General features: G+C 58.1%; 18 protein-coding genes and 1 riboswitch. Of the genes, 8 read left to right on the plus strand and 10 right to left on the minus strand.

Annotated elements, in window-relative coordinates; genetic code table 11:
* Positions 1-51: 51 nt before the first annotated feature.
* From IEX44_RS15920 to thiM, 6 genes are all read right to left on the minus strand, one after another.
* On the minus strand, positions 52-1,254 hold the full coding sequence (locus tag IEX44_RS15920; protein ID WP_188696147.1) for a nitrate/nitrite transporter: 1,203 nt from the start codon (positions 1,252-1,254) through the stop codon (positions 52-54).
* A gap of 384 nt (positions 1,255-1,638) precedes the next feature.
* Positions 1,639-2,694, minus strand: coding sequence for a CmpA/NrtA family ABC transporter substrate-binding protein (locus tag IEX44_RS15925; RefSeq protein WP_188696150.1), 1,056 nt, complete (start codon positions 2,692-2,694; stop codon positions 1,639-1,641).
* Between the two features lie 12 nt (positions 2,695-2,706).
* Positions 2,707-3,282, minus strand: coding sequence for an ANTAR domain-containing response regulator (locus IEX44_RS15930; protein WP_188696153.1), 576 nt, complete (start codon positions 3,280-3,282; stop codon positions 2,707-2,709).
* A gap of 129 nt (positions 3,283-3,411) precedes the next feature.
* On the minus strand, positions 3,412-4,209 hold the full coding sequence (gene thiD / locus IEX44_RS15935; RefSeq protein ID WP_188696156.1) for a bifunctional hydroxymethylpyrimidine kinase/phosphomethylpyrimidine kinase: 798 nt from the start codon (positions 4,207-4,209) through the stop codon (positions 3,412-3,414).
* Positions 4,206-4,844 (minus strand): thiamine phosphate synthase, encoded by a 639-nt coding sequence (gene thiE, locus IEX44_RS15940; protein ID WP_188696157.1) that lies wholly within the window; start codon positions 4,842-4,844, stop codon positions 4,206-4,208. The genes thiD and thiE overlap by 4 nt, the downstream gene beginning before the upstream one ends.
* The gene (gene thiM, locus IEX44_RS15945) at positions 4,841-5,650 is read right to left on the minus strand and encodes a hydroxyethylthiazole kinase (RefSeq protein WP_188696162.1); all 810 of its coding nucleotides are present in this window, start codon (positions 5,648-5,650) and stop codon (positions 4,841-4,843) included. The genes thiE and thiM overlap by 4 nt, the downstream gene beginning before the upstream one ends.
* Positions 5,651-5,692: 42 nt before the next feature.
* A riboswitch (TPP riboswitch) is annotated at positions 5,693-5,790 on the minus strand.
* A gap of 174 nt (positions 5,791-5,964) precedes the next feature.
* Here thiM and IEX44_RS15950 point away from each other — a divergent pair.
* From IEX44_RS15950 to IEX44_RS15965, 4 genes are all read left to right on the plus strand, one after another.
* Positions 5,965-6,687: an SDR family oxidoreductase gene (locus tag IEX44_RS15950; protein ID WP_188696165.1), complete on the plus strand. Its 723-nt coding sequence runs from the start codon at positions 5,965-5,967 to the stop codon at positions 6,685-6,687.
* Positions 6,684-8,111, plus strand: a complete 1,428-nt coding sequence (locus IEX44_RS15955) for an MFS transporter (protein ID WP_229679230.1) — start codon at positions 6,684-6,686, stop codon at positions 8,109-8,111. Before IEX44_RS15950 ends, IEX44_RS15955 begins: the two co-directional genes overlap by 4 nt.
* Before the next feature lie 116 nt (positions 8,112-8,227).
* On the plus strand, positions 8,228-9,394 hold the full coding sequence (locus IEX44_RS15960; RefSeq protein WP_188696168.1) for an MFS transporter: 1,167 nt from the start codon (positions 8,228-8,230) through the stop codon (positions 9,392-9,394).
* Between the two features lie 137 nt (positions 9,395-9,531).
* Positions 9,532-10,281 (plus strand): 2OG-Fe dioxygenase family protein, encoded by a 750-nt coding sequence (locus tag IEX44_RS15965; RefSeq protein ID WP_188696171.1) that lies wholly within the window; start codon positions 9,532-9,534, stop codon positions 10,279-10,281.
* 23 nt (positions 10,282-10,304) lie between these two features.
* On the opposite strand, the gene IEX44_RS15970 is transcribed toward IEX44_RS15965, so the two are convergent.
* The 4 genes from IEX44_RS15970 to IEX44_RS15985 form a co-directional block, all read right to left on the minus strand.
* Positions 10,305-11,147, minus strand: a complete 843-nt coding sequence (locus IEX44_RS15970; RefSeq protein WP_229679232.1) for a CopD family protein — start codon at positions 11,145-11,147, stop codon at positions 10,305-10,307.
* A 5-nt stretch (positions 11,148-11,152) separates the two neighbouring features.
* Entirely contained in the window at positions 11,153-11,512 is a 360-nt protein-coding gene (gene copC, locus IEX44_RS15975; RefSeq protein ID WP_188696179.1) for a copper homeostasis periplasmic binding protein CopC, read from the minus strand.
* 102 nt (positions 11,513-11,614) lie between these two features.
* Positions 11,615-12,001, minus strand: coding sequence for a DUF2946 family protein (locus IEX44_RS15980; RefSeq protein WP_188696181.1), 387 nt, complete (start codon positions 11,999-12,001; stop codon positions 11,615-11,617).
* Positions 12,002-12,712: 711 nt separating this feature from the next.
* Positions 12,713-13,423: an autoinducer binding domain-containing protein gene (locus IEX44_RS15985; protein ID WP_188696185.1), complete on the minus strand. Its 711-nt coding sequence runs from the start codon at positions 13,421-13,423 to the stop codon at positions 12,713-12,715.
* A gap of 138 nt (positions 13,424-13,561) precedes the next feature.
* Here IEX44_RS15985 and IEX44_RS15990 point away from each other — a divergent pair, with 138 nt between their 5' ends.
* The 4 genes from IEX44_RS15990 to IEX44_RS16005 all read left to right on the plus strand — a co-directional run bounded on the left by IEX44_RS15990 (position 13,562) and on the right by IEX44_RS16005 (position 17,162).
* Positions 13,562-13,993, plus strand: coding sequence for a DUF4902 domain-containing protein (locus tag IEX44_RS15990; protein WP_188696189.1), 432 nt, complete (start codon positions 13,562-13,564; stop codon positions 13,991-13,993).
* An 85-nt stretch (positions 13,994-14,078) separates the two neighbouring features.
* Positions 14,079-14,642 (plus strand): acyl-homoserine-lactone synthase, encoded by a 564-nt coding sequence (locus IEX44_RS15995; RefSeq protein WP_188696192.1) that lies wholly within the window; start codon positions 14,079-14,081, stop codon positions 14,640-14,642.
* Between the two features lie 232 nt (positions 14,643-14,874).
* Entirely contained in the window at positions 14,875-15,417 is a 543-nt protein-coding gene (locus tag IEX44_RS16000) for a hypothetical protein (RefSeq protein ID WP_188696194.1), read from the plus strand.
* A 590-nt stretch (positions 15,418-16,007) separates the two neighbouring features.
* The gene (locus IEX44_RS16005; protein WP_188696196.1) at positions 16,008-17,162 is read left to right on the plus strand and encodes an efflux RND transporter periplasmic adaptor subunit; all 1,155 of its coding nucleotides are present in this window, start codon (positions 16,008-16,010) and stop codon (positions 17,160-17,162) included.
* The last annotated feature ends 3 nt before the right edge of the window (positions 17,163-17,165 follow it).

The raw sequence follows: 17,165 nt of genomic DNA on the forward strand, positions 1-17,165 counted from the left end.
CTTTCCTGTTCTGTTACGGCAATCTGTTGCAGTACGAAGCGGGCGAGAAACTCAAACCCGCGCGGTGGCGACGGCCCAGCCGCTGCGCCATTTGGTTTTCACCTGAGACAGGCTGATCCAGCCCAGTGCGGTCAGGCAGGCAAACAACCACAAGCCATCGGCGTAACTACCGGTGCCTTGTTTGATGGCGCCCAGGCTGGCGGTGAGCAAAAAGCCACCGACACCACCGGCCATACCGATCAAACCTGTCATGACGCCGATCTCTGCGCTGAAACGCTGTGGCACCAGCTGGAACACGGCGCCATTACCCGCGCCCAGACACAGCATCGCGCCAATAAAGAGGGTGATCACACCCGCAGCGCCGCCCATGTTGAAACCGGCTGCCGCGATCAATACGGTGACGGCGGCATACACCGACAGCAGCGAACGCGTGCCACCAATGCGATCAGCAATCACGCCACCCAGCGGGCGCATGGCAGAGCCCGCAAACACGCAAGCGGCGGTGCACCAGCCCGCGGTTTTGGCATCAAAGGCAAACTGGTCGTGGAAGAACCCCGGCAGCGCGCTGGCAAAACCAGAGAAACCGCCGAAGGTGAGCGAGTAGAAAAACATGAACCACCAGGCGTCCTTGTGGCCGAGCATCTTGATGTAATCGCCAAAAGTCTTGGGCTTGACGGTAGTGGGCGCGTCTTTGGCGCAGGTCCAGTAGTAGCCCAGCACCAGTACCAGTGGAATACAGGCAATGCCGAACACGTTCTGCCAGCCAAACGCGGCAGCCAGCGTCGGCGCAAACAGTGCGGCCAGCACCGTGCCAGAGTTACCCGCGCCGGCAATGCCCATGGCCGTACCCTGGTGTTGCGAGGGATACCAGCGCGAAGCCAGCGGCAGCGCCACGGCAAACGATGCGCCCGCCACGCCGAGGAACAAGCCCAGCAGCAAGGCGCCACCCATGGTGGAGAAACCCAGTTGCCATGCAGTCAAGAGGGCCGCAATCACGATCAGCTGGCCAATCAGACCGGCGCGTTTGGCACCGATACGATCGCTCAGTACGCCCATGACCACACGCAAGATCGCGCCGGCCAGAATCGGGGTGGCCACCATCAGCCCACGTTGCTGTGTGGTCAGGTGCAGCGTTTGTGCGATCTGGATCTGCAGCGGGCCCAGGAGGTACCAGACCATGAAGCTCAGATCGAAATACAAAAAGGCTGCAAGCAGCGTGGGGGTATGACCAGAACGCCAGAAACTACGATCCATGTGCGCATCTCCAGGTGCCTTGGGTTGCCCGTGTATCCGGGCATGCCGTTTGGCGTGGTGTGGCTGAAAAACAAAAACGGCGTCCGTTCCGCTCTTTGAAAAGAGGGAAGGGACGCCGTTGTCCGCAGGCAGCTTGCCGTCGTTGGCCGCTAACCCGATGAAATAATCCGGTGCATTACATACTCGCCGTACGCCATTGCACGGGAGCAATGACTACGTAGCAAGCGGCATGCCAGATCACGCCATGGGCATGAAAAAAGGCAGAAATTCTTGAATTGGCGCGGCTTTGCAGCCGGACTGGAAGGGGCGCAACGCAGTCATGGGTATGCTGCGTTGCGGTGCATCAAGCGTAAGGGAACCGGTGTGGTGCACTGGCCAAGTGCATTACAAGGGGGCGCTAATACCCTTGCATGTGGCGACTTCGGCATACAACGCGGTCTGGTTCACCTGCAAGGCTACCGTCTCGGGATCGACCTCGCTGCGGTTGAGTAAACCCCAGCGCTGATACTGTTGTACGAACCAGGCGCCATCGGCCACTTTGGGATAATTGACCGTGCCATCGCCAAAGAACCGAATGCCGGGTGGCTGCGCCAGCGCGCCGTAGTCGCCCAGAAAGCGCGGCGTGATCAGTGACACCGGGCAGCCGACGTACTCTGGTTGCGCCAGTGTTTGTGCGCAGTCGCGCCGGTGGTCAGGGTTATCCAGCCACTGGCAGGCATCCAGCATGGTGGCGATCAGGGCTTTGGCGGTGTTGGGGTAGAGCGCAGCGAAGTCACGGCGGCAGGCCAGGACTTTTTCCGGATGGTCAGGCCAGATTTCACTTGTCGCCAGCAGGGTACGACCTACGCCTTCTGCTTCGGCCTTGGCGTTCCAGGGTTCACCTGCGCAAAAGCCATCCAGCAGGCCACTGGCCATGGCGTCGGTCATTTCTGGCGGTGCAATCACCACACTGCGGATCTCTCGCATCGGGTCGATGCCTTCGCGTGCCAGCCAGCTGTATAGCCACATGGCGTGCGTGCCGGTGGGGAAGGTCTGGGCAAACATCAAGGGCTTGCTGGCAGTGTCGACAATCTGGCGCAGGCTGCGGCCGCTCTTGAGCAAGCTCGCCAACGGGTTAGACACGGTGATCGCCTGGCCATTCTGGTTGAGCGTCATCAACACGGCCATATCGGCTTGCGGGCCACCAATACCGAGTTCCACACCATAAACGAGGCCGTACAGCGTATGTGCGGCATCCAGTTCGCCACTGATCAGTTTGTCGCGTACCGCAGCCCAGGACGATTGCCGCACCAGTTCCAGTTCCAGCCCGTAACGCTGCCCCAGTTGACGGGTGTGGGCCACGACCAGTGGCGCACAGTCGGTCAGCGGCACAAAGCCCACGCGCAAACGGGGTTTTTCAGGAGCGGCAAAAGCCGGGGCGTTACTGAAAAGCGAGGACATCCGGTTTCTCCGTCAGCCGAGCAGATCGGCCATGGCGATGATCTGGCGAGCCATTTCGGCCAGCGTCACGCCTTGTTTCATGGCTTGTGTGCGTAGCATTTCAAACGCGGCGGCTTCGGTCATGCCGCGTTTGTCCATCAACAAGCCCTTGGCCCGATCGATCAATTTGCGATCGGCCAGTTGCTGTTCCACCTTGGCAAGACGCTGGCGCAGTTTGTCGTCTTCGGCAAAGCGCACCATGGCCACTTCAATAATTGGCGACAATTTGTCGGCATCCAGCCCGTCAACCACGTAGGTGGTGACACCAGCACCCACGGCGGCACGGATCAATTGCTGGTCTGAGTCGTGCGTAAACATGACGACCGGGCGCGGAGCCAGCGCGTTCATGACCGACAGCTGCTCTAGCGTATCGCGTGAGGGGCTTTCGGTATCAATGATGACGACGTCCGGCCGCTGGCGTTCGACGCTGCCTAGCAAGGCAGTCGAGCTGGCCACGTCGGTGAGCACGTCGTAACCCTGTTGCAGCAGGATTTCGCGCAGCTCGCCAATCGGTTTGGCGGTGTCGGTCACAAGCAGGATACGAAGCATTGAATGCGCTGAATCGGGGTTGGTTTCAGAAGTGATTCAAGCAAAAAACCGGCCAGCAGCGTAGCGACGCGGCACGCTTGTCGCTACGCAAACTGGTTTGAAACAACATAAAACAAGCGCGGGCGATGCCTACCACCAGGCATGGAAATGATGTACCGGGCCAATGCCATGACCCACATCCAGCTGGTCGGCGGCCTTCAGTGCCGCTTGCAGCCAGGCCCGTGCAGTGGCGACCGTGTCTTCCCAGTTGTCATGTTGCGGGCGCAAGGCTGCCAGTGCGGCAGACAAAGTGCAACCCGTACCGTGCGTGTTGCGCGTTGCAATGCGCGGATTGGCAAAACGGGTTTCAGATTGTGCGGTGATCAACCAGTCCGGGCTCTCGGCGCCACCCAGATGGCCGCCTTTCATCAAGACAGCCCTGGCACCACCGGCGATCAAAGCGTGGCCCTGGTTGCGCATTTCATCTTCAGTGGTCGCGACGTCGCACTCCAGCAGTGCGGCGGCTTCTGGCAGATTGGGCGTGATCAGTGACGAGAGAGGCAACAGGCGTTCGCGAATCGCGCTGACGGCGTCGCTCGCCAACAGCGGGTGGCCGCCTTTGGCGATCATCACGGTATCAAGCACTACATGAGCAGGTTCGTATCTGGCAAGGCCAGCGGCAACAGCCTCAATGATCGGCGCGGTTGCCAGCATACCCAGCTTGACGGCATCGACCCGGATGTCACTGAACACGGCGTCTATCTGCGCGGTGACGAACTCGGGTGGAACCGGGTGCACTGCGCTCACGCCCGTTGTGTTCTGGGCGGTCAGCGCCGTGAGTACGCTCATGCCATAGGCACCCAGCGCAGAGAAGGTTTTCAGATCGGCCTGGATACCGGCGCCCCCGCCGGAATCAGAACCTGCAATGGTCAACGCATGGGCAATCATGAACGGGCTCCGGTAATTTCAGACAGTAACTGGCGCGCGGCGGCGGCTGGGTCAGCCTGGCCACAAATGGCAGAGACGACGGCCACGCCGTCAACGCCAGCGGTAATCAAAGGGGCTGCGGTGCCCTGCTTGATGCCGCCAATGGCCACCGCAGGCAGGGTTTTGGCGCGCATCAGCCGGGCAAATTCATCCATGCCGATCACGGGCGAGGCATCGAGCTTGGTGCCAGTCGGGTAAACCGGGCCAACGCCGATGTAATCAACCAGCGCCAGGGGCACGGCGGCCAGTTGTTCTGCGTTGCTGGTCGAAAGCCCCAGAATCTTGTGTGGACCGATCAATGTGCGTACGACTGCAGGGGGCAAGTCAGACTGGCCGACATGAACGCCAGCGGCGTCTACTGCCAGTGCAATATCAATATGGTCGTTGATGATCAAAGGGATCTGGAGCGGGTCCAGGACAGCCTTCAAAGCTTGCGCGGCTTCCAGCCACCAGCGTTTTTTCTGGTTTGGGGCCCGCAACTGGATGACCGTCGCGCCGTTGAGCGCGGCGATGCGGGCGGTCTCCACCATATTGTCCAGACCGCCGCAGAGGTCTGGATCCAGCACCAGGTAAAGCGTCAGATCAACCGGGTTCACGCGCTGATCTCCGCCAGGTTGTCAGGCTGGATGTGGTACAGCGTATCCAGAAATGCAGCCTTGAACGAACCTGGACCGCGACTATTCCTCTGCGCGTACTGGCCAGCCATACCCGCCATGGCGCAAGCGCTGGCGACCGCATCCAGCCGGTTGCGGGCACCTGCTGTAAACGCGGCGACCAGCGCCGAGAGCGCGCAACCAGTCCCGACCACTTGTGTCATGACCGGATGGCCCCAGGGCGTGGCCAGCGTGGCTTTGCCATCGGTGATGTAGTCAATTTCGCCGGTCACCGCGACAACGGCGCCGGTCTCGTGCGCCAGGAAGCGTGCTGCATCCAGCGCGGCGTCAGAACCGGAAGTGCTATCGACACCACGGCCGCCCATGCCCGCGCCTGCCAACGCCATGATTTCTGAGGCATTGCCGCGAATTGCTGCGGGTTTCTGGCGGATCAGGTCACGGCAAAAATCAGTACGGTATTTGAGCGCGCCGACGGCGACGGGGTCGAGCGTCCAGGGTACGCCTGCCGTATTGGCCGCGCTGACGGCTTGCTCCATGACGGCAAGGCGCGCGTTGTGCAGCGTGCCGACATTGATCAGCACCGCGCCGGCAATCGATGCAAACGTGGAGACTTCCTCTTGCGCCACAATCATGGCGGGTGCTGCACCCGCAGCCAACAATACGTTGGCCGTGATTTCCTGCACCACTTCGTTGGTCAGAACGTGAACAAGCGGCCGGGCTGTGCGAAAACGCGTCAGTTCCTGGGCCAGTGTGGCCAGCGGCAAAGTAGTGGGGACGGAAGAGGACATCTTGTAACGGCTCCTGGGCTATACATGCGGATGACGCACAGACGAGGAGCCCTGAGACTTCCCTACGCCAGCATTATCCGGATCAGGTAACGGGTATTTCTCAGCCTTTGCCAAGCGCAAAAGCACCCCGAGTCAAGGACGTGATTGTCCGCCCATGCGGGTGTCAGGGCAAGCTACACAGGGAGCAGGCAAAGGGGGAAGGGTGGACGATTATCAAATGAAACCGAAAAGTCTTTCCTTTTCTGGCCGGATTATCATCGAAAACCATGAGGCATAGACTGCATCGCATCGAAGCCCAACACAGGATGACCACCATGGCAACGTATCAACAGTTTCAGAATCAGCGCGTACTGGTTGTTGGCGGTAGCTCAGGCATTGGTCTGGCTGTCGCTCAAGCTTTTGCCGAAAACGGCGCACGCGTCACCATTGCTTCACGCTCGGCCGACAAACTGGCTCAGGCAGCAGAAGAGATTGGCAATCACGTTTCGATTGCCGCACTGGATACGACGGATAACGCCTCGATCGAAGCGTTCTTTGGCAGCGCCGAACCCTGGGATCATATTGTGATTTCCGCCGCGCAAACCCCAACCGGGCCGGTGGGCAAGCTGGCGCTGGAAGACGCATACCAGGCCATGGACAGCAAGTTTTGGGGCGCTTACCGCATTGCGCGTGCGGCAAAGTTTGCACCGGGTGCGTCGCTGACCTTTGTGTCGGGTTTCCTGGCGGTGCGCCCCAGCAAGAATTCTGTGCTGCAAGGTGCGATCAATGCGGCGATTGAATCGCTGGCGCGCGGGTTGGCGTTAGAACTCTCGCCAGTGCGGGTCAACACCGTATCGCCGGGCGTAATCGTCACGCCACTCTGGGACAAACTGCCGGATGCAGATCGCCAGCAGGTGTTTGCCAAAGTGGCTGACCATTTGCCCGCCAAACGTGTTGGTCAACCTCAGGACATCGCCAACGCAGTGTTGTACTTGGCCAGCACGCCGTTTGCGACAGGTTCTACCGTACTGGTAGATGGTGGCGGGGCCATTGCGTGAGTACGCTGGCACCAGATAGCGCGGCCGCACGCTGGGTTCCATTCCTGGTGGCGGCTGCGTTTTTCATGGAGAACCTGGACGCAACGGTCATCACAACGGCGTTGCCACAAATGGCCGTCAGCTTTGGTGTCGCACCTGCACGGTTATCGGCGGGCATGAGCGCATACATGCTGGCGCTGGCGGTGTTCATTCCGCTCAGTGGCTGGTTGGCCGATCGTTTTGGGCCGCGCCGTGTGTTCAGCGCGGCCATTCTGTTGTTTACATTTGCGTCTTTACTGTGCGGCTTGTGCACCAGCCTGGCGCAGTTTGTTGCCGCGCGGGTACTGCAAGGTCTGGGCGGGGCGATGATGGTACCGGTCGGCCGGCTGGTGGTTTTGCGCAATACCCGGCCCCATGAACTGGTGCGGGCGATTGCCACCATCACCTGGCCCGGGCTGGTCGCGCCGGTGATTGGCCCGCCGGTGGGTGGTTTGATCAGCACATGGTTATCCTGGCACTGGATTTTTTTGTTGAATGTGCCGCTGGGTTTGGTCGCACTGGGGTTTGCGCTCAAGTTGGTGCCCCCGGGCGGAGCCGGCAAGCGCGCGTTCGATCTTTGGGGTTTTATCAGCAGTGGTATCGGTTGCAGCGCACTGATGATGGGGCTGGATGCGGCCAGTCATCAGCCGGTCAACATCGCGCTGACCGCCGGGTTGCTGGCACTGGGTGTGGTCGCACTGGCCGTCACCGCGGGGCATATGCGCCGTGCCAGCCAGCCACTGGTTGATCTGACCGCGTTGCGCATCCGGACTTTCTCTGTGACGGTGGTGGGCGGATCGTTGTTTCGGATTGCCATTGGCAGCGCACCGTTCCTGTTGCCCCTGATGTTCCAGCTGGCGTTCGGCTGGAGCGCAGTGACCTCCGGTTTTCTGGTGCTGGCGCTGTTTGCGGGCAACCTGGCCATGAAGCCCGGCACCACCTGGATCATGCGTCGTTTTGGTTTTCGCACGGTCATGGTCGGGAATGGTTTACTGGTCGCGGCAGGTTTTGCACTCTGTGCGACTTTCCAGCCCCAGACGCCGTTGTGGTTTATCTGCCTTGTGCTGTTCTTCTGTGGTTTGTGTCGTTCGATGCAATTTACGGCACTCAACACCATTGGTTTTGCCGATGTGCCGCAAGCGCGCATGACCGGGGCGACCACCTTGTTCAGCGTATTGCAACAAATGAATGCGGGCATGGGGATTGCTTTGGGTGCAGTGTCACTTCGGCTGGCAGACAGCCTGTTGGGACATGCCGGGGCACGGCCATCCGTTGCGGCGTTCAGGCTCTCGTTTGCGTTGATTGCGATCGTGGCGTTATTGGCAGTGATCGACAGTATCAAGCTGCCGCGCAATGCCGGCGCTGCGGTGAGCGGGCATGGCGCACAAGAAGCCCAACAAAAGTGAGGGAACTGTCATAATGCGGCTCGCATAAGAACGGCATACTCAGGCCGCAACAAAACTAATCGACTGGTCAATTCGCAATGGCGGTGTGGCAGACGCACCGGTAACAGGAATACACGATGTACCTCGCTCTACTGGCGCTTGCCGCCGCTGCATTCGGAATCGGCACGACCGAGTTCGTCATCATGGGCCTTCTGCCCGAAGTCGCCAAAGATTTTGGTGTATCCACTCCGGCTGCCGGCATGCTGATTTCCGGCTATGCCATTGGTGTGACCATTGGTGCACCGATCCTGGCCATCGTCACCGCCAAATGGCCACGCAAGCAGGCGCTGGTGGGTTTGATGGGGCTGTTTATTCTGGGTAATGCGCTGTGTGCGCTGGCGCCTGGTTACTACACGCTCATGGCAGCGCGGGTGATTACGGCGTTCTGCCACGCCGCATTCTTCGGGATTGGCTCGGTTGTGGCGGCAGACCTCGTGCCGCAGAACAAGCGGGCACAAGCGGTGGCCCTGATGTTCACCGGGCTGACCGTAGCGAATATTGTGGGTGTGCCGTTTGGTACGGCATTGGGTCATGTACTGGGTTGGCGCGCGCCTTTCTGGGCGGTTGTCGGGATCGGCGTCATGGCCGCGACCGCGTTGACAGTCTGGTTGCCGCATGTGCCGACGCCCAAGGGTGACGGCATCCTGGGCGAGTTCCGCAAGATTGTGGACACGCAAACGCAGCTGGCGCTGCTGACCAGTACGCTGGCCTCCGTCAGTATGTTCAGCGTCGTGACTTATATCGCCTACATTTTGCTGGATGTCACCGGGTTTACGTCGACCCAGGAAAGCTGGGTGCTGTTGCTGTTTGGCGCGGGCATTACGGTGGGCGGGCTTGTTGGCGGGCGGCTGGCCGACTGGAAGCTAATGCGTGGCATGGCGATCACCTTTTTCATGCTGGCGCTGATCCTGGCCGTGTTCTCCTGGGCTTGCCATTACAAGATCCCGACTTTGGTCGTGGTTTTCCTGTGGGGCATGTTCTCGTTTGCGGTCGTGCCGGCCGCACAAGTGCGTGTTATCGATAAAGCGCATGGCGCACCGAATCTGGCGCCCACGCTGAATCAGGGGGCGTTCAACCTGGGTAATGCCTCGGGTGCATGGCTGGGCGGTGCAATGATTGGAGCGGGTTATCCGCTCTCTGACCTGCCCTGGCTGGGGGCTGCCGTGGCCCTCGTGGCGATGGGGGTCGTGGTGTTCTCCGGCATGCTTGATCGCAAGCTGGTGCCAGCGCCCGCGCAAGGCTGAAACGGCGCATCAACGAACATGTACGGGAATCTACGGACTCTTTCCTGTGTCAGAACGATATGATGTGAACTGTATCTACCCGCATCTGTGTTTCGCGCTGACAATCTGTTCGTATGGATAAGCTGGATCCCGTCTGCATGACATTGCCCCGTTCCGTTTCTGATGGTGCCGCCCAGGCGCTGTTACAGCACGCGCTGACGCAGCAGGGCTACTGCTTTGTCCCGGCTGCGCTTAGCCGGGCGCTGCTGGGCGCTGACGATGCGTTTGAGGCGGCCTGGCCCGCGTTTGCCGCCAGCTGGAACAACCTGGCGCTGGACGATTACATGGCCGATGGCGGCAAGTACCGCCTCCGCCGCCATGCCACGCTGAGTATCGCGGCGGCAGATCAGGCTGTTTGTCTGGAACCGCATCAGCCTCACTACCAGAGTCTGGAATATAACCCGCTGAATGGCGGGGTCGTCCGTCATTATCAGCCTGTTGAAGACGCCGTCATCCATAGTCCGGTGCTGGCACATTTGATGGCGGCAGGTAGCCGCGTATTCGGGGCGATGCTCCCGGGGTCAGCATGGCGGGTGGAAATGCACCAGTTCCGCATCACGGCGGATGGCACCAGTGCGGGTCAGCCCACGCCAGAAGGCATGCACCGGGATGGTGTCGATTTTGTATTGATGGTACTGATTAACCGCCAAAACGTGCTGCATGGCGTGAGTACAGTGCAAGATCCTTCTGGCAAGGTACTGCAAACCTTTACCCTCACCGAGCCGCTGGATATGGCCGTTGTCAACGATGAGCGTGTCCGCCACGGTGTAACAGCCATTACGCCTGACATGGCGGGGCAACCGGCATGTCGGGATATCCTGGTGCTGACCTTTCGCCGCAGGGCTTGAACGTCACCATACGCTCAGGGTAATTACATGGCCATTGGCGGGCTGGTAGAACCGAGCAAGGCGGCGCAGGCAAAAATGCCGACAAATGCCAGGGTTTCCAGCCACAACAAAGCCAGAAAACGTCGACGCGCGTCCGGTTGCTGCAAATCCAGCGCAGGCAATATGCTCCAGCGATTGGTGGCACCCAGAAACACCGCCACGGCGACCAGTAGCAATTTCACTTTCATGATCATGCCCCAAGGCTGTTGCCAGAACCCGGCCACCGCTGGTCCGGCCATTTGCCCGATGCGCCAGATATTGGCCGCACCGCTCAACGCAATCAGCAAGAGAGCCCAGGCTGCGATGTGCGACAACCGCCGTGCCTTGCTGGTATCGAAAACGTGTCTCCCAAAGCCATAGCGCGCAACAAAGATCAGCACACTGCCAGCCCAGGCGCCCGCAGCCAGCAGGTGCAATGTGTGCACGGCTGCCCCAACGCTCAACATGCCGGCATCGGCCACGTGGCCCATGCAAGCGCGCAAATACACAAACATGACCAGCGGGGCGCCACTGATCCATGCACTGGGCGGTGCACGTAAAGCAACACCGACCAGCACGGCCATGACTAGAGCGCCCGCTAGCCAGACAGACCCAAAGTGGGTGTGCAAAACGGCGGGCAGCGCAGGCGCAACGGCGTTGATCTCTACACCCGCCATGCCTGCGCCATTGACGGGCAGCAGCAACAGAAACACAAAGGCGGCTAGCGCAACCAGGCGCCATTCCAGTTGACCGCGTGCCAGCAACCACTGACCAATCAGCAGGGCGGTCAGTGCATCAAGCACGCCCGCCACAGCAAACGGGCCAGGGCCGGCCCATTCCATGTTCATCACGGTTATTTGACAGTAAAGCTGTATTTGCCCGTCGTGCGATGGCCATCCTCTGCCACTGCAACCCACTGTACCGTGTACTGACCTGCCGCCAATTGCGGCAACGACAAATGCAGCACCTTGTGATCCTGTGCATCGATCACTGCCTTGTCGGCCAGGGTTTTTCCGCTGCTATCAGCCACTTTGATACTGGAAAGTGATGGTTCCAGCGCCTCGGTATAAGCGATCCGCACTTCCTGCGGTGCATTGACCGTGCTGTCTGGTGCCGGGCTTTGTTCATGCGGATGCGCGTGGGCACTGGCCAGGCTGGTAGCCAGCATCAAAGTGGCCGCAGTCAGGGCAAGCGTGGAGCGAAGCGTTTTCATTGTTGAGTTTCCTGCAAAAAAGTGAGCGTTTGCCATGGCGGCAAAGACGCGATACGCAACGCCGCAGGTGCGGTCATCGCGTTGGTTCAAATCTGTATGGATTCAGAACCGGGTTGCAGGAGGTGCCCGTGCGGGCGGGATGACAAACGCAGGCGCTGGCCAGTCCGCCAGCTGTTGTTGTAACAAAACCAGCCAGGCGTTGATGGGTGCCAGCAACGCCAGTTGGGGTAGCCCGGGCAGGGCGGGAATATGGCAAAACAGAGAGCATAAGGGGCAGCTTTGCGTAGCGCCGGTGGTGGTGTCTGCGCGATGTGCCCGGCTCATGCCGGGCATGCCGCAGTCGCTCATCTCGTCTTGCTGATGGCTGGCGGTGAGCGAGATTGCGACCGGGTTGAGCATCTGCATGACCGGCGGCACCAGCGCAGCCGCCAGCATTGCCATCAGGGCGGCAATCAAGGCAAAGCGGAAATAACGCAAAGACCAGTACATGGGGGAATTGTGCCGCCGTATTGGCAAGTTGTCGAGAACGGTTCTCAATGAAGCGCGGATCACTCAGTAAAACCGGTTTGGAAACGAGATTATTTCCGGCACAGAAAGAAATGCCGATAAACGGCGCCAGGATGCTTGTGGTGATACTGTGAACCTGATGCAGATTTACGACAGTGTTTCCTTGTGGCATTCCTTGCAGCAGATAAATAGAGGCTTTACGGCTGAACATATTAGTTGTTGATAATGATGAGTACGTGCATTTTCTGAAATCTGTCAAAAAGAATGCGTGAGAAAACCCGATGTTGAAGGCCTGAAAATTGAAAAATAACAATTGTTCTTACAGGCTTGTGTTTTCTGATTTTTGATTTTTAAATGGATTGATTTTTTTTGAAATTACATTATTTGTTTTAAGAAAATATAAATAACATATTTAATAGAGCGATTGTATTTATCCATGCTTTGAGTGCCGTTGGATATTTCCTGGTTCTCTCTGTGCTCAATGTTTCCGATTGTCCTGCCATAAGTGACAGGAAGATTTATTGCCCGTTTTGCCGCACAATCGGTGCCAGTTGGAAATGACCAGATGGCAGAAACGGTATGTAAACCGTACGCATAAAGGATGGCAGGGCAGGGGCGGCCTACCAAAGAGAAAAGCCGGCATTGGCCGGCTTTTATAGTCAGAACATAATTGAGGTCTGGATCAAGGCCGGGTCACAGCAAGCCGCGCAAAGCTGCTTGAACAACCGCAGATGTTTTGTTGGCCGCATTGAGTTTTGCCAGCGTGCTGTTCACATGGAAATTAACTGTGCGTTCAGCAATATTAAGAATGTCGCCAATTTCGGCTGAGGTTTTTCCTTCCGCTGTCCAGCGCAGAATCTCTGTCTCGCGCGGCGTCAATTTAACCTCATGCCCGTATGAGGAATGCTCAAGAAAAAAGCGCGACATGCCAACGTGTGTGACTTGCGTCAAATAGGCCAGCAAGGGCTCATTTTCGCCTAGTTCAATCGCGGTAATGGGCTCACCTGAGCGCGCGACCGTCAGCATGCCAACGACGCCATTGCCATCCCGGCAACCCTGGGCCCAGCCATTGCGCAAGCCGTAGGAACGGGCGTCTTCCCAGAGGTCCCGGGAGTCGGCAAACAATTCGTCGCTCCAGACCAGGGGTACCATGGAACGCGCACCGTGGGCCACCGTGGGGTCTTGCATGATGTACTGGTGCTCCGCGTAGCAGTTTTGCCACGCAGCCGGGTAGTTGTTGACCATCTCTGTACGGGGTGCACTTAACGGAAACGGCATGCGTGCACCGTAAGCGCAGAACTCAAAACCAATGGCCTGTGCCAGCTGCGTAACTTTGCTGAAATACAGGTTCTGGTCGTGAATGGTCAACAAAGAGTGAAGATTTTCTTCAATAAAAGGTGACATTGTATTCCCCGTTCTGCCGGACAAACCCGGCTATTTTCTGGCGAAACGAGCCTGGAAAACTGACAACTCTGACACTGGCACCGCTTTTGCCTTCTTTTATAAACTGATCAATCCTGAAATGCAGTAAGGCTGCTGGAAATGTCTTCACCCATTGTTTTGAAAACCGGCGCTGTTTTGACCGGGTCTTTAGGCCTGTGCGAAGACGGTTATATCCGCCTTGATTTCAACGCGCTGCAACATACAGAACTGATTCACCTGGTATCCGGTCTTGACGATGACCCTTCCGGTGGTTTGAAATGCGGCACCGGTGTTGCAGCCATCAGTGGCTTTACAGAGTGGATCAGTACTGCGCGCCCTGTCGTGTCCATAGGCTGGGACTGGGTGATCGGATCTCGTGACGGCCGCGCGTATTACATGATGGTGGGAAAACCCCGCAGCAACATCATGCTCATCGATGACCAATGCCGTGATCTGGGATTCGAGGCAACTGCTGATTTGCTGATGGCCCGACTCGACAGATTAATCTGGCAAGAAGCTACCAATGCCGCTATCACTTCCCGATACGCTTAGAAACTGTCGCCGTTGACAGTTTTCCTTTCCCTGACCCTGGCAAATTATTCCCCTGCTTTAGCAACATATTCTATTGCGGGGTGATATGCATATATTGTCCGGACAGTCGGCACGTCTTCCTGACGGTGTCGCCAATGCATTGTCGGTTTACCGCCACAAAGTCTTCGTGGAAATGTTGGGGTGGCAATTGGATACCCCGCCGGGAATCGAACAAGATCAATTCGACCGCGCTGATACGGTTTATATCGTATCTCATGATGAAACAGGCCAGATCAACGGCTGCGCGCGTCTCTTGCCCACCACAAGTCCTTATCTGCTCGGAGACGTATTTCCACAATTGCTCAATGGTCTTGCTCCGCCCAGTTCGCCTGATATCTGGGAGCTTTCACGCTTTGCTGCCGTTGATTTCAGCGGTCAGACCCCTGTAGCAACGGGCCAGTTCAGCTCTCCGGTTACCGCGCAATTGCTGCATGAATCAATTCGGTGTGCGGGAAGACTGGGCGCCAAAATGGTGATTACAGTTTCACCACTCGGGGTAGAACGGTTACTTAGAAAACTGGGCTATACCGCGCGCCGGGCCGGACCGCCAATGGTGATTGACGGGTATCCATTATTTGCCTGTCTGATTGACGTAGCCGAACCGGGCTAGATCATTTGCCAAAATAGTAAGCACGCTGGCACAGGTCAGGCATCGCCTACAGACCTGTGCCTTTTGTCTTGCACAAAGCTGAAAGTGTGGATGACTGGCTGCATGCACCGGCTTGGGTAGGGTAGGTGTGTGGCAGACGCCAGCGTGCCGGTTTACCTTTCCCTGCCACGGGTCGTGCCGGTGTTGCGGTGGCGTTTGCCTTTTTTTTCATACAGATAAAAAAGGTGCCGACATGCGTCAACTTGCTCTTCGTACCCTGATTGCTGCCACATTGGTGGCAACACCTGCCCTTGGTTTTGCCAAGCTGGCCCCAGATCAATACAACGCGCGCAAAGATGCGATCGGTCAGCGTTACGACGCCGCCAAATCCGAATGTAAATCCCTGGCTGGCAACGGCAAGGACGTCTGTGAGGCGCAGGCCGATGCCGACAAGAACATTGCCATGGCTGACCTGGTTGCTCAGGACAAAGACACCGACTCGGCCCGGATTGATGCAGCCAAAGAGCGGGCCAAGTCAGGCTATGACGTCTCTGTAGAAAAATGTGGTCGCCTGGCAGGCAACGACAAGGATGTCTGCAAGCAGACCGCCAAGGCGGATCGCGACAAGATGCTGGCCGACATTGATGCCAACAAGGCTCGTTACAAGGCAGATAACGAGGCCGATCAGGCTCGCCGTGATGCCGACTACAAAGTAGCCGTCCAAAAGTGTGATGCCTACAGTGGCGATCGCAAGGATAGTTGTGTGGCTCAGGCCAAGGGCCAGTATGGCAAGTAAGCCCTTCTGCTAACCCGGCACTGTTTTGCCGGGCTGGAAGGCGCATCAAAAACCCTCCCGCACCTTGTGTGCCGGAGGGTTTTACGTTTTCTTTGCACTTGGAGAGATTGCAACTTTCAACAATTCCCGATTAACTTTCATCGCTAAATGACGATGTGCTCATGTTTGACCCAGGTCTACTAAAAATGGCGGGAAAGATTGAGCTTTGTCCTTGTTTTTGAGTGGGTTTTGCTCGTGTTCTTGCCACGCATCGGTGGCATGTAAAGCCTTTGTAAAGACAGTCAACGCTATGTAACCGTTTGCGTTTTGCAGACTGGAGGGCGTTTTGACGCACTGCAAAAGGCGCCCTGAACTGTTTGGTCATGCCTGGCAGACGATGGGTGGCCGCTCAATGGTTATTCCCGTTACCCCAGACAGGCGTAATTTGAAGAGGCTGCGGCAGGGAGTAGCGGGTGCGCTGGACAGGGCGGCCCGCACGATAACAAAGGATTCAATCGCATTGATTGCGCAGGTGGCCGATTTACCTCGCGATCTGGATATAAAACAGGTGCCGGCGTTAGCCTGGCCCAGCACAAGGTGTGAAGAAAGTCATGACCCGGCAAAGAAAAACCCAGTCCGCCATTGCCATTGCCTCAGCCCTTGTGGTGGTGGGCGGCGTGGTTTTATGGACCAGCACGCGCAAGGCGGATGCCTCTACCCAACCCCCTGCGGCAGCGCCCGCCATCCGGGTGACCACGGTCAAGGCGGGTGATGAGTCCGTACCGGTGTACCTGACCGGGGTCGGCACGGTGCAGGCCAATGCCTCTGTTACCGTGAAAGTACGCGTAGACGGTCAGTTGCAGAAGGTCGGTTTTCAGGAAGGGCAGGATGTGAAGTCAGGCCAGATGCTGGCGCAGATCGATCCGAGCCCTTTTCAGGCTCAATTGGGGCAAGTGCAGGCTGCCAGGGCCAAAGATCAGGCGCAGCTGGATAATGCCCGTCGTGATCTGGCCCGCTATGCTGAACTGATCAAGCAAGATGCCACGACCCAGCAAACACTGGACACGCAAAAAGCGCTGGTGGCGCAACTGGAAGCTGCCGTCAAAAATGATGATGCGCAAATTCAGTACGCTCAGGTTCAACTGGGTTACACCACCATTGTTTCTCCGCTCTCTGGCCGGACTGGCGCGCGTCTGGTTGATCCAGGCAATATCGTGCACGCCACGGATACGACCGGTCTGGTCGTGATTAACCAGATTGATCCCATCGCGGCCACTTTCACCTTGCCGGAAGACGCGCTGCAGCAGGTGAACAAGGCTTTGCAGGGCGGTAAGTCGCTCAAAGTGGTGGCCTATGCCCGCACGGGCGGCGAGGCACTGGCGCAAGGCACGCTGTCGCTGGTCAATAACCAGATCGACACCACCACCGGCACGGTTTCGCTCAAGGGCACATTCCCCAACCCGCAGCACGCCTTATGGCCAGGCCAATACGTAAACGTGAATCTGGTGCTGGGTAATCGCGATCATGCAGTTACCTTGCCGGCGGCGGCGGTCCAGCGTGGTGTGAACGGCACGTACGTTTACACAGTGAGTGCCAGCAATGCTGCGCAGGCCCAGCCGGTGAAGGTCGCACTGATCCAGGATGGCAAGGCGGTCATTGATGATGGCGTGCACGCTGGCGATCGGGTTGTCATTGATGGCCAATACAAGCTCAAGCCCGGTGCAGTTGTCGCCGAAGCCGAGAAACAGGCTGCAGCCAGCCATTAAGCC

The organism is Silvimonas amylolytica (assembly GCF_014645555.1).
In the GTDB taxonomy this organism is placed as follows: domain Bacteria; phylum Pseudomonadota; class Gammaproteobacteria; order Burkholderiales; family Chitinibacteraceae; genus Silvimonas; species Silvimonas amylolytica.

What these genes read in the sequence shown, in the direction of transcription:
- IEX44_RS15920 (WP_188696147.1), bottom strand. Translation starts at nt 1,254, where the DNA reads ATGGATCGTAGTTTCTGGCGTTCTGGTCATACCCCCACGCTGCTTGCA.
- IEX44_RS15925 (WP_188696150.1), bottom strand. Translation starts at nt 2,694, where the DNA reads ATGTCCTCGCTTTTCAGTAACGCCCCGGCTTTTGCCGCTCCTGAAAAA.
- IEX44_RS15930 (WP_188696153.1), bottom strand. Translation starts at nt 3,282, where the DNA reads ATGCTTCGTATCCTGCTTGTGACCGACACCGCCAAACCGATTGGCGAG.
- thiD (WP_188696156.1), bottom strand. Translation starts at nt 4,209, where the DNA reads ATGATTGCCCATGCGTTGACCATTGCAGGTTCTGATTCCGGCGGGGGC.
- thiM (WP_188696162.1), bottom strand. Translation starts at nt 5,650, where the DNA reads ATGTCCTCTTCCGTCCCCACTACTTTGCCGCTGGCCACACTGGCCCAG.
- IEX44_RS15950 (WP_188696165.1), top strand. Translation starts at nt 5,965, where the DNA reads ATGGCAACGTATCAACAGTTTCAGAATCAGCGCGTACTGGTTGTTGGC.
- IEX44_RS15960 (WP_188696168.1), top strand. Translation starts at nt 8,228, where the DNA reads ATGTACCTCGCTCTACTGGCGCTTGCCGCCGCTGCATTCGGAATCGGC.
- IEX44_RS15965 (WP_188696171.1), top strand. Translation starts at nt 9,532, where the DNA reads ATGACATTGCCCCGTTCCGTTTCTGATGGTGCCGCCCAGGCGCTGTTA.
- IEX44_RS15970 (WP_229679232.1), bottom strand. Translation starts at nt 11,147, where the DNA reads ATGAACATGGAATGGGCCGGCCCTGGCCCGTTTGCTGTGGCGGGCGTG.
- copC (WP_188696179.1), bottom strand. Translation starts at nt 11,512, where the DNA reads ATGAAAACGCTTCGCTCCACGCTTGCCCTGACTGCGGCCACTTTGATG.
- IEX44_RS15980 (WP_188696181.1), bottom strand. Translation starts at nt 12,001, where the DNA reads ATGTACTGGTCTTTGCGTTATTTCCGCTTTGCCTTGATTGCCGCCCTG.
- IEX44_RS15985 (WP_188696185.1), bottom strand. Translation starts at nt 13,423, where the DNA reads ATGTCACCTTTTATTGAAGAAAATCTTCACTCTTTGTTGACCATTCAC.
- IEX44_RS15990 (WP_188696189.1), top strand. Translation starts at nt 13,562, where the DNA reads ATGTCTTCACCCATTGTTTTGAAAACCGGCGCTGTTTTGACCGGGTCT.
- IEX44_RS15995 (WP_188696192.1), top strand. Translation starts at nt 14,079, where the DNA reads ATGCATATATTGTCCGGACAGTCGGCACGTCTTCCTGACGGTGTCGCC.
- IEX44_RS16000 (WP_188696194.1), top strand. Translation starts at nt 14,875, where the DNA reads ATGCGTCAACTTGCTCTTCGTACCCTGATTGCTGCCACATTGGTGGCA.
- IEX44_RS16005 (WP_188696196.1), top strand. Translation starts at nt 16,008, where the DNA reads ATGACCCGGCAAAGAAAAACCCAGTCCGCCATTGCCATTGCCTCAGCC.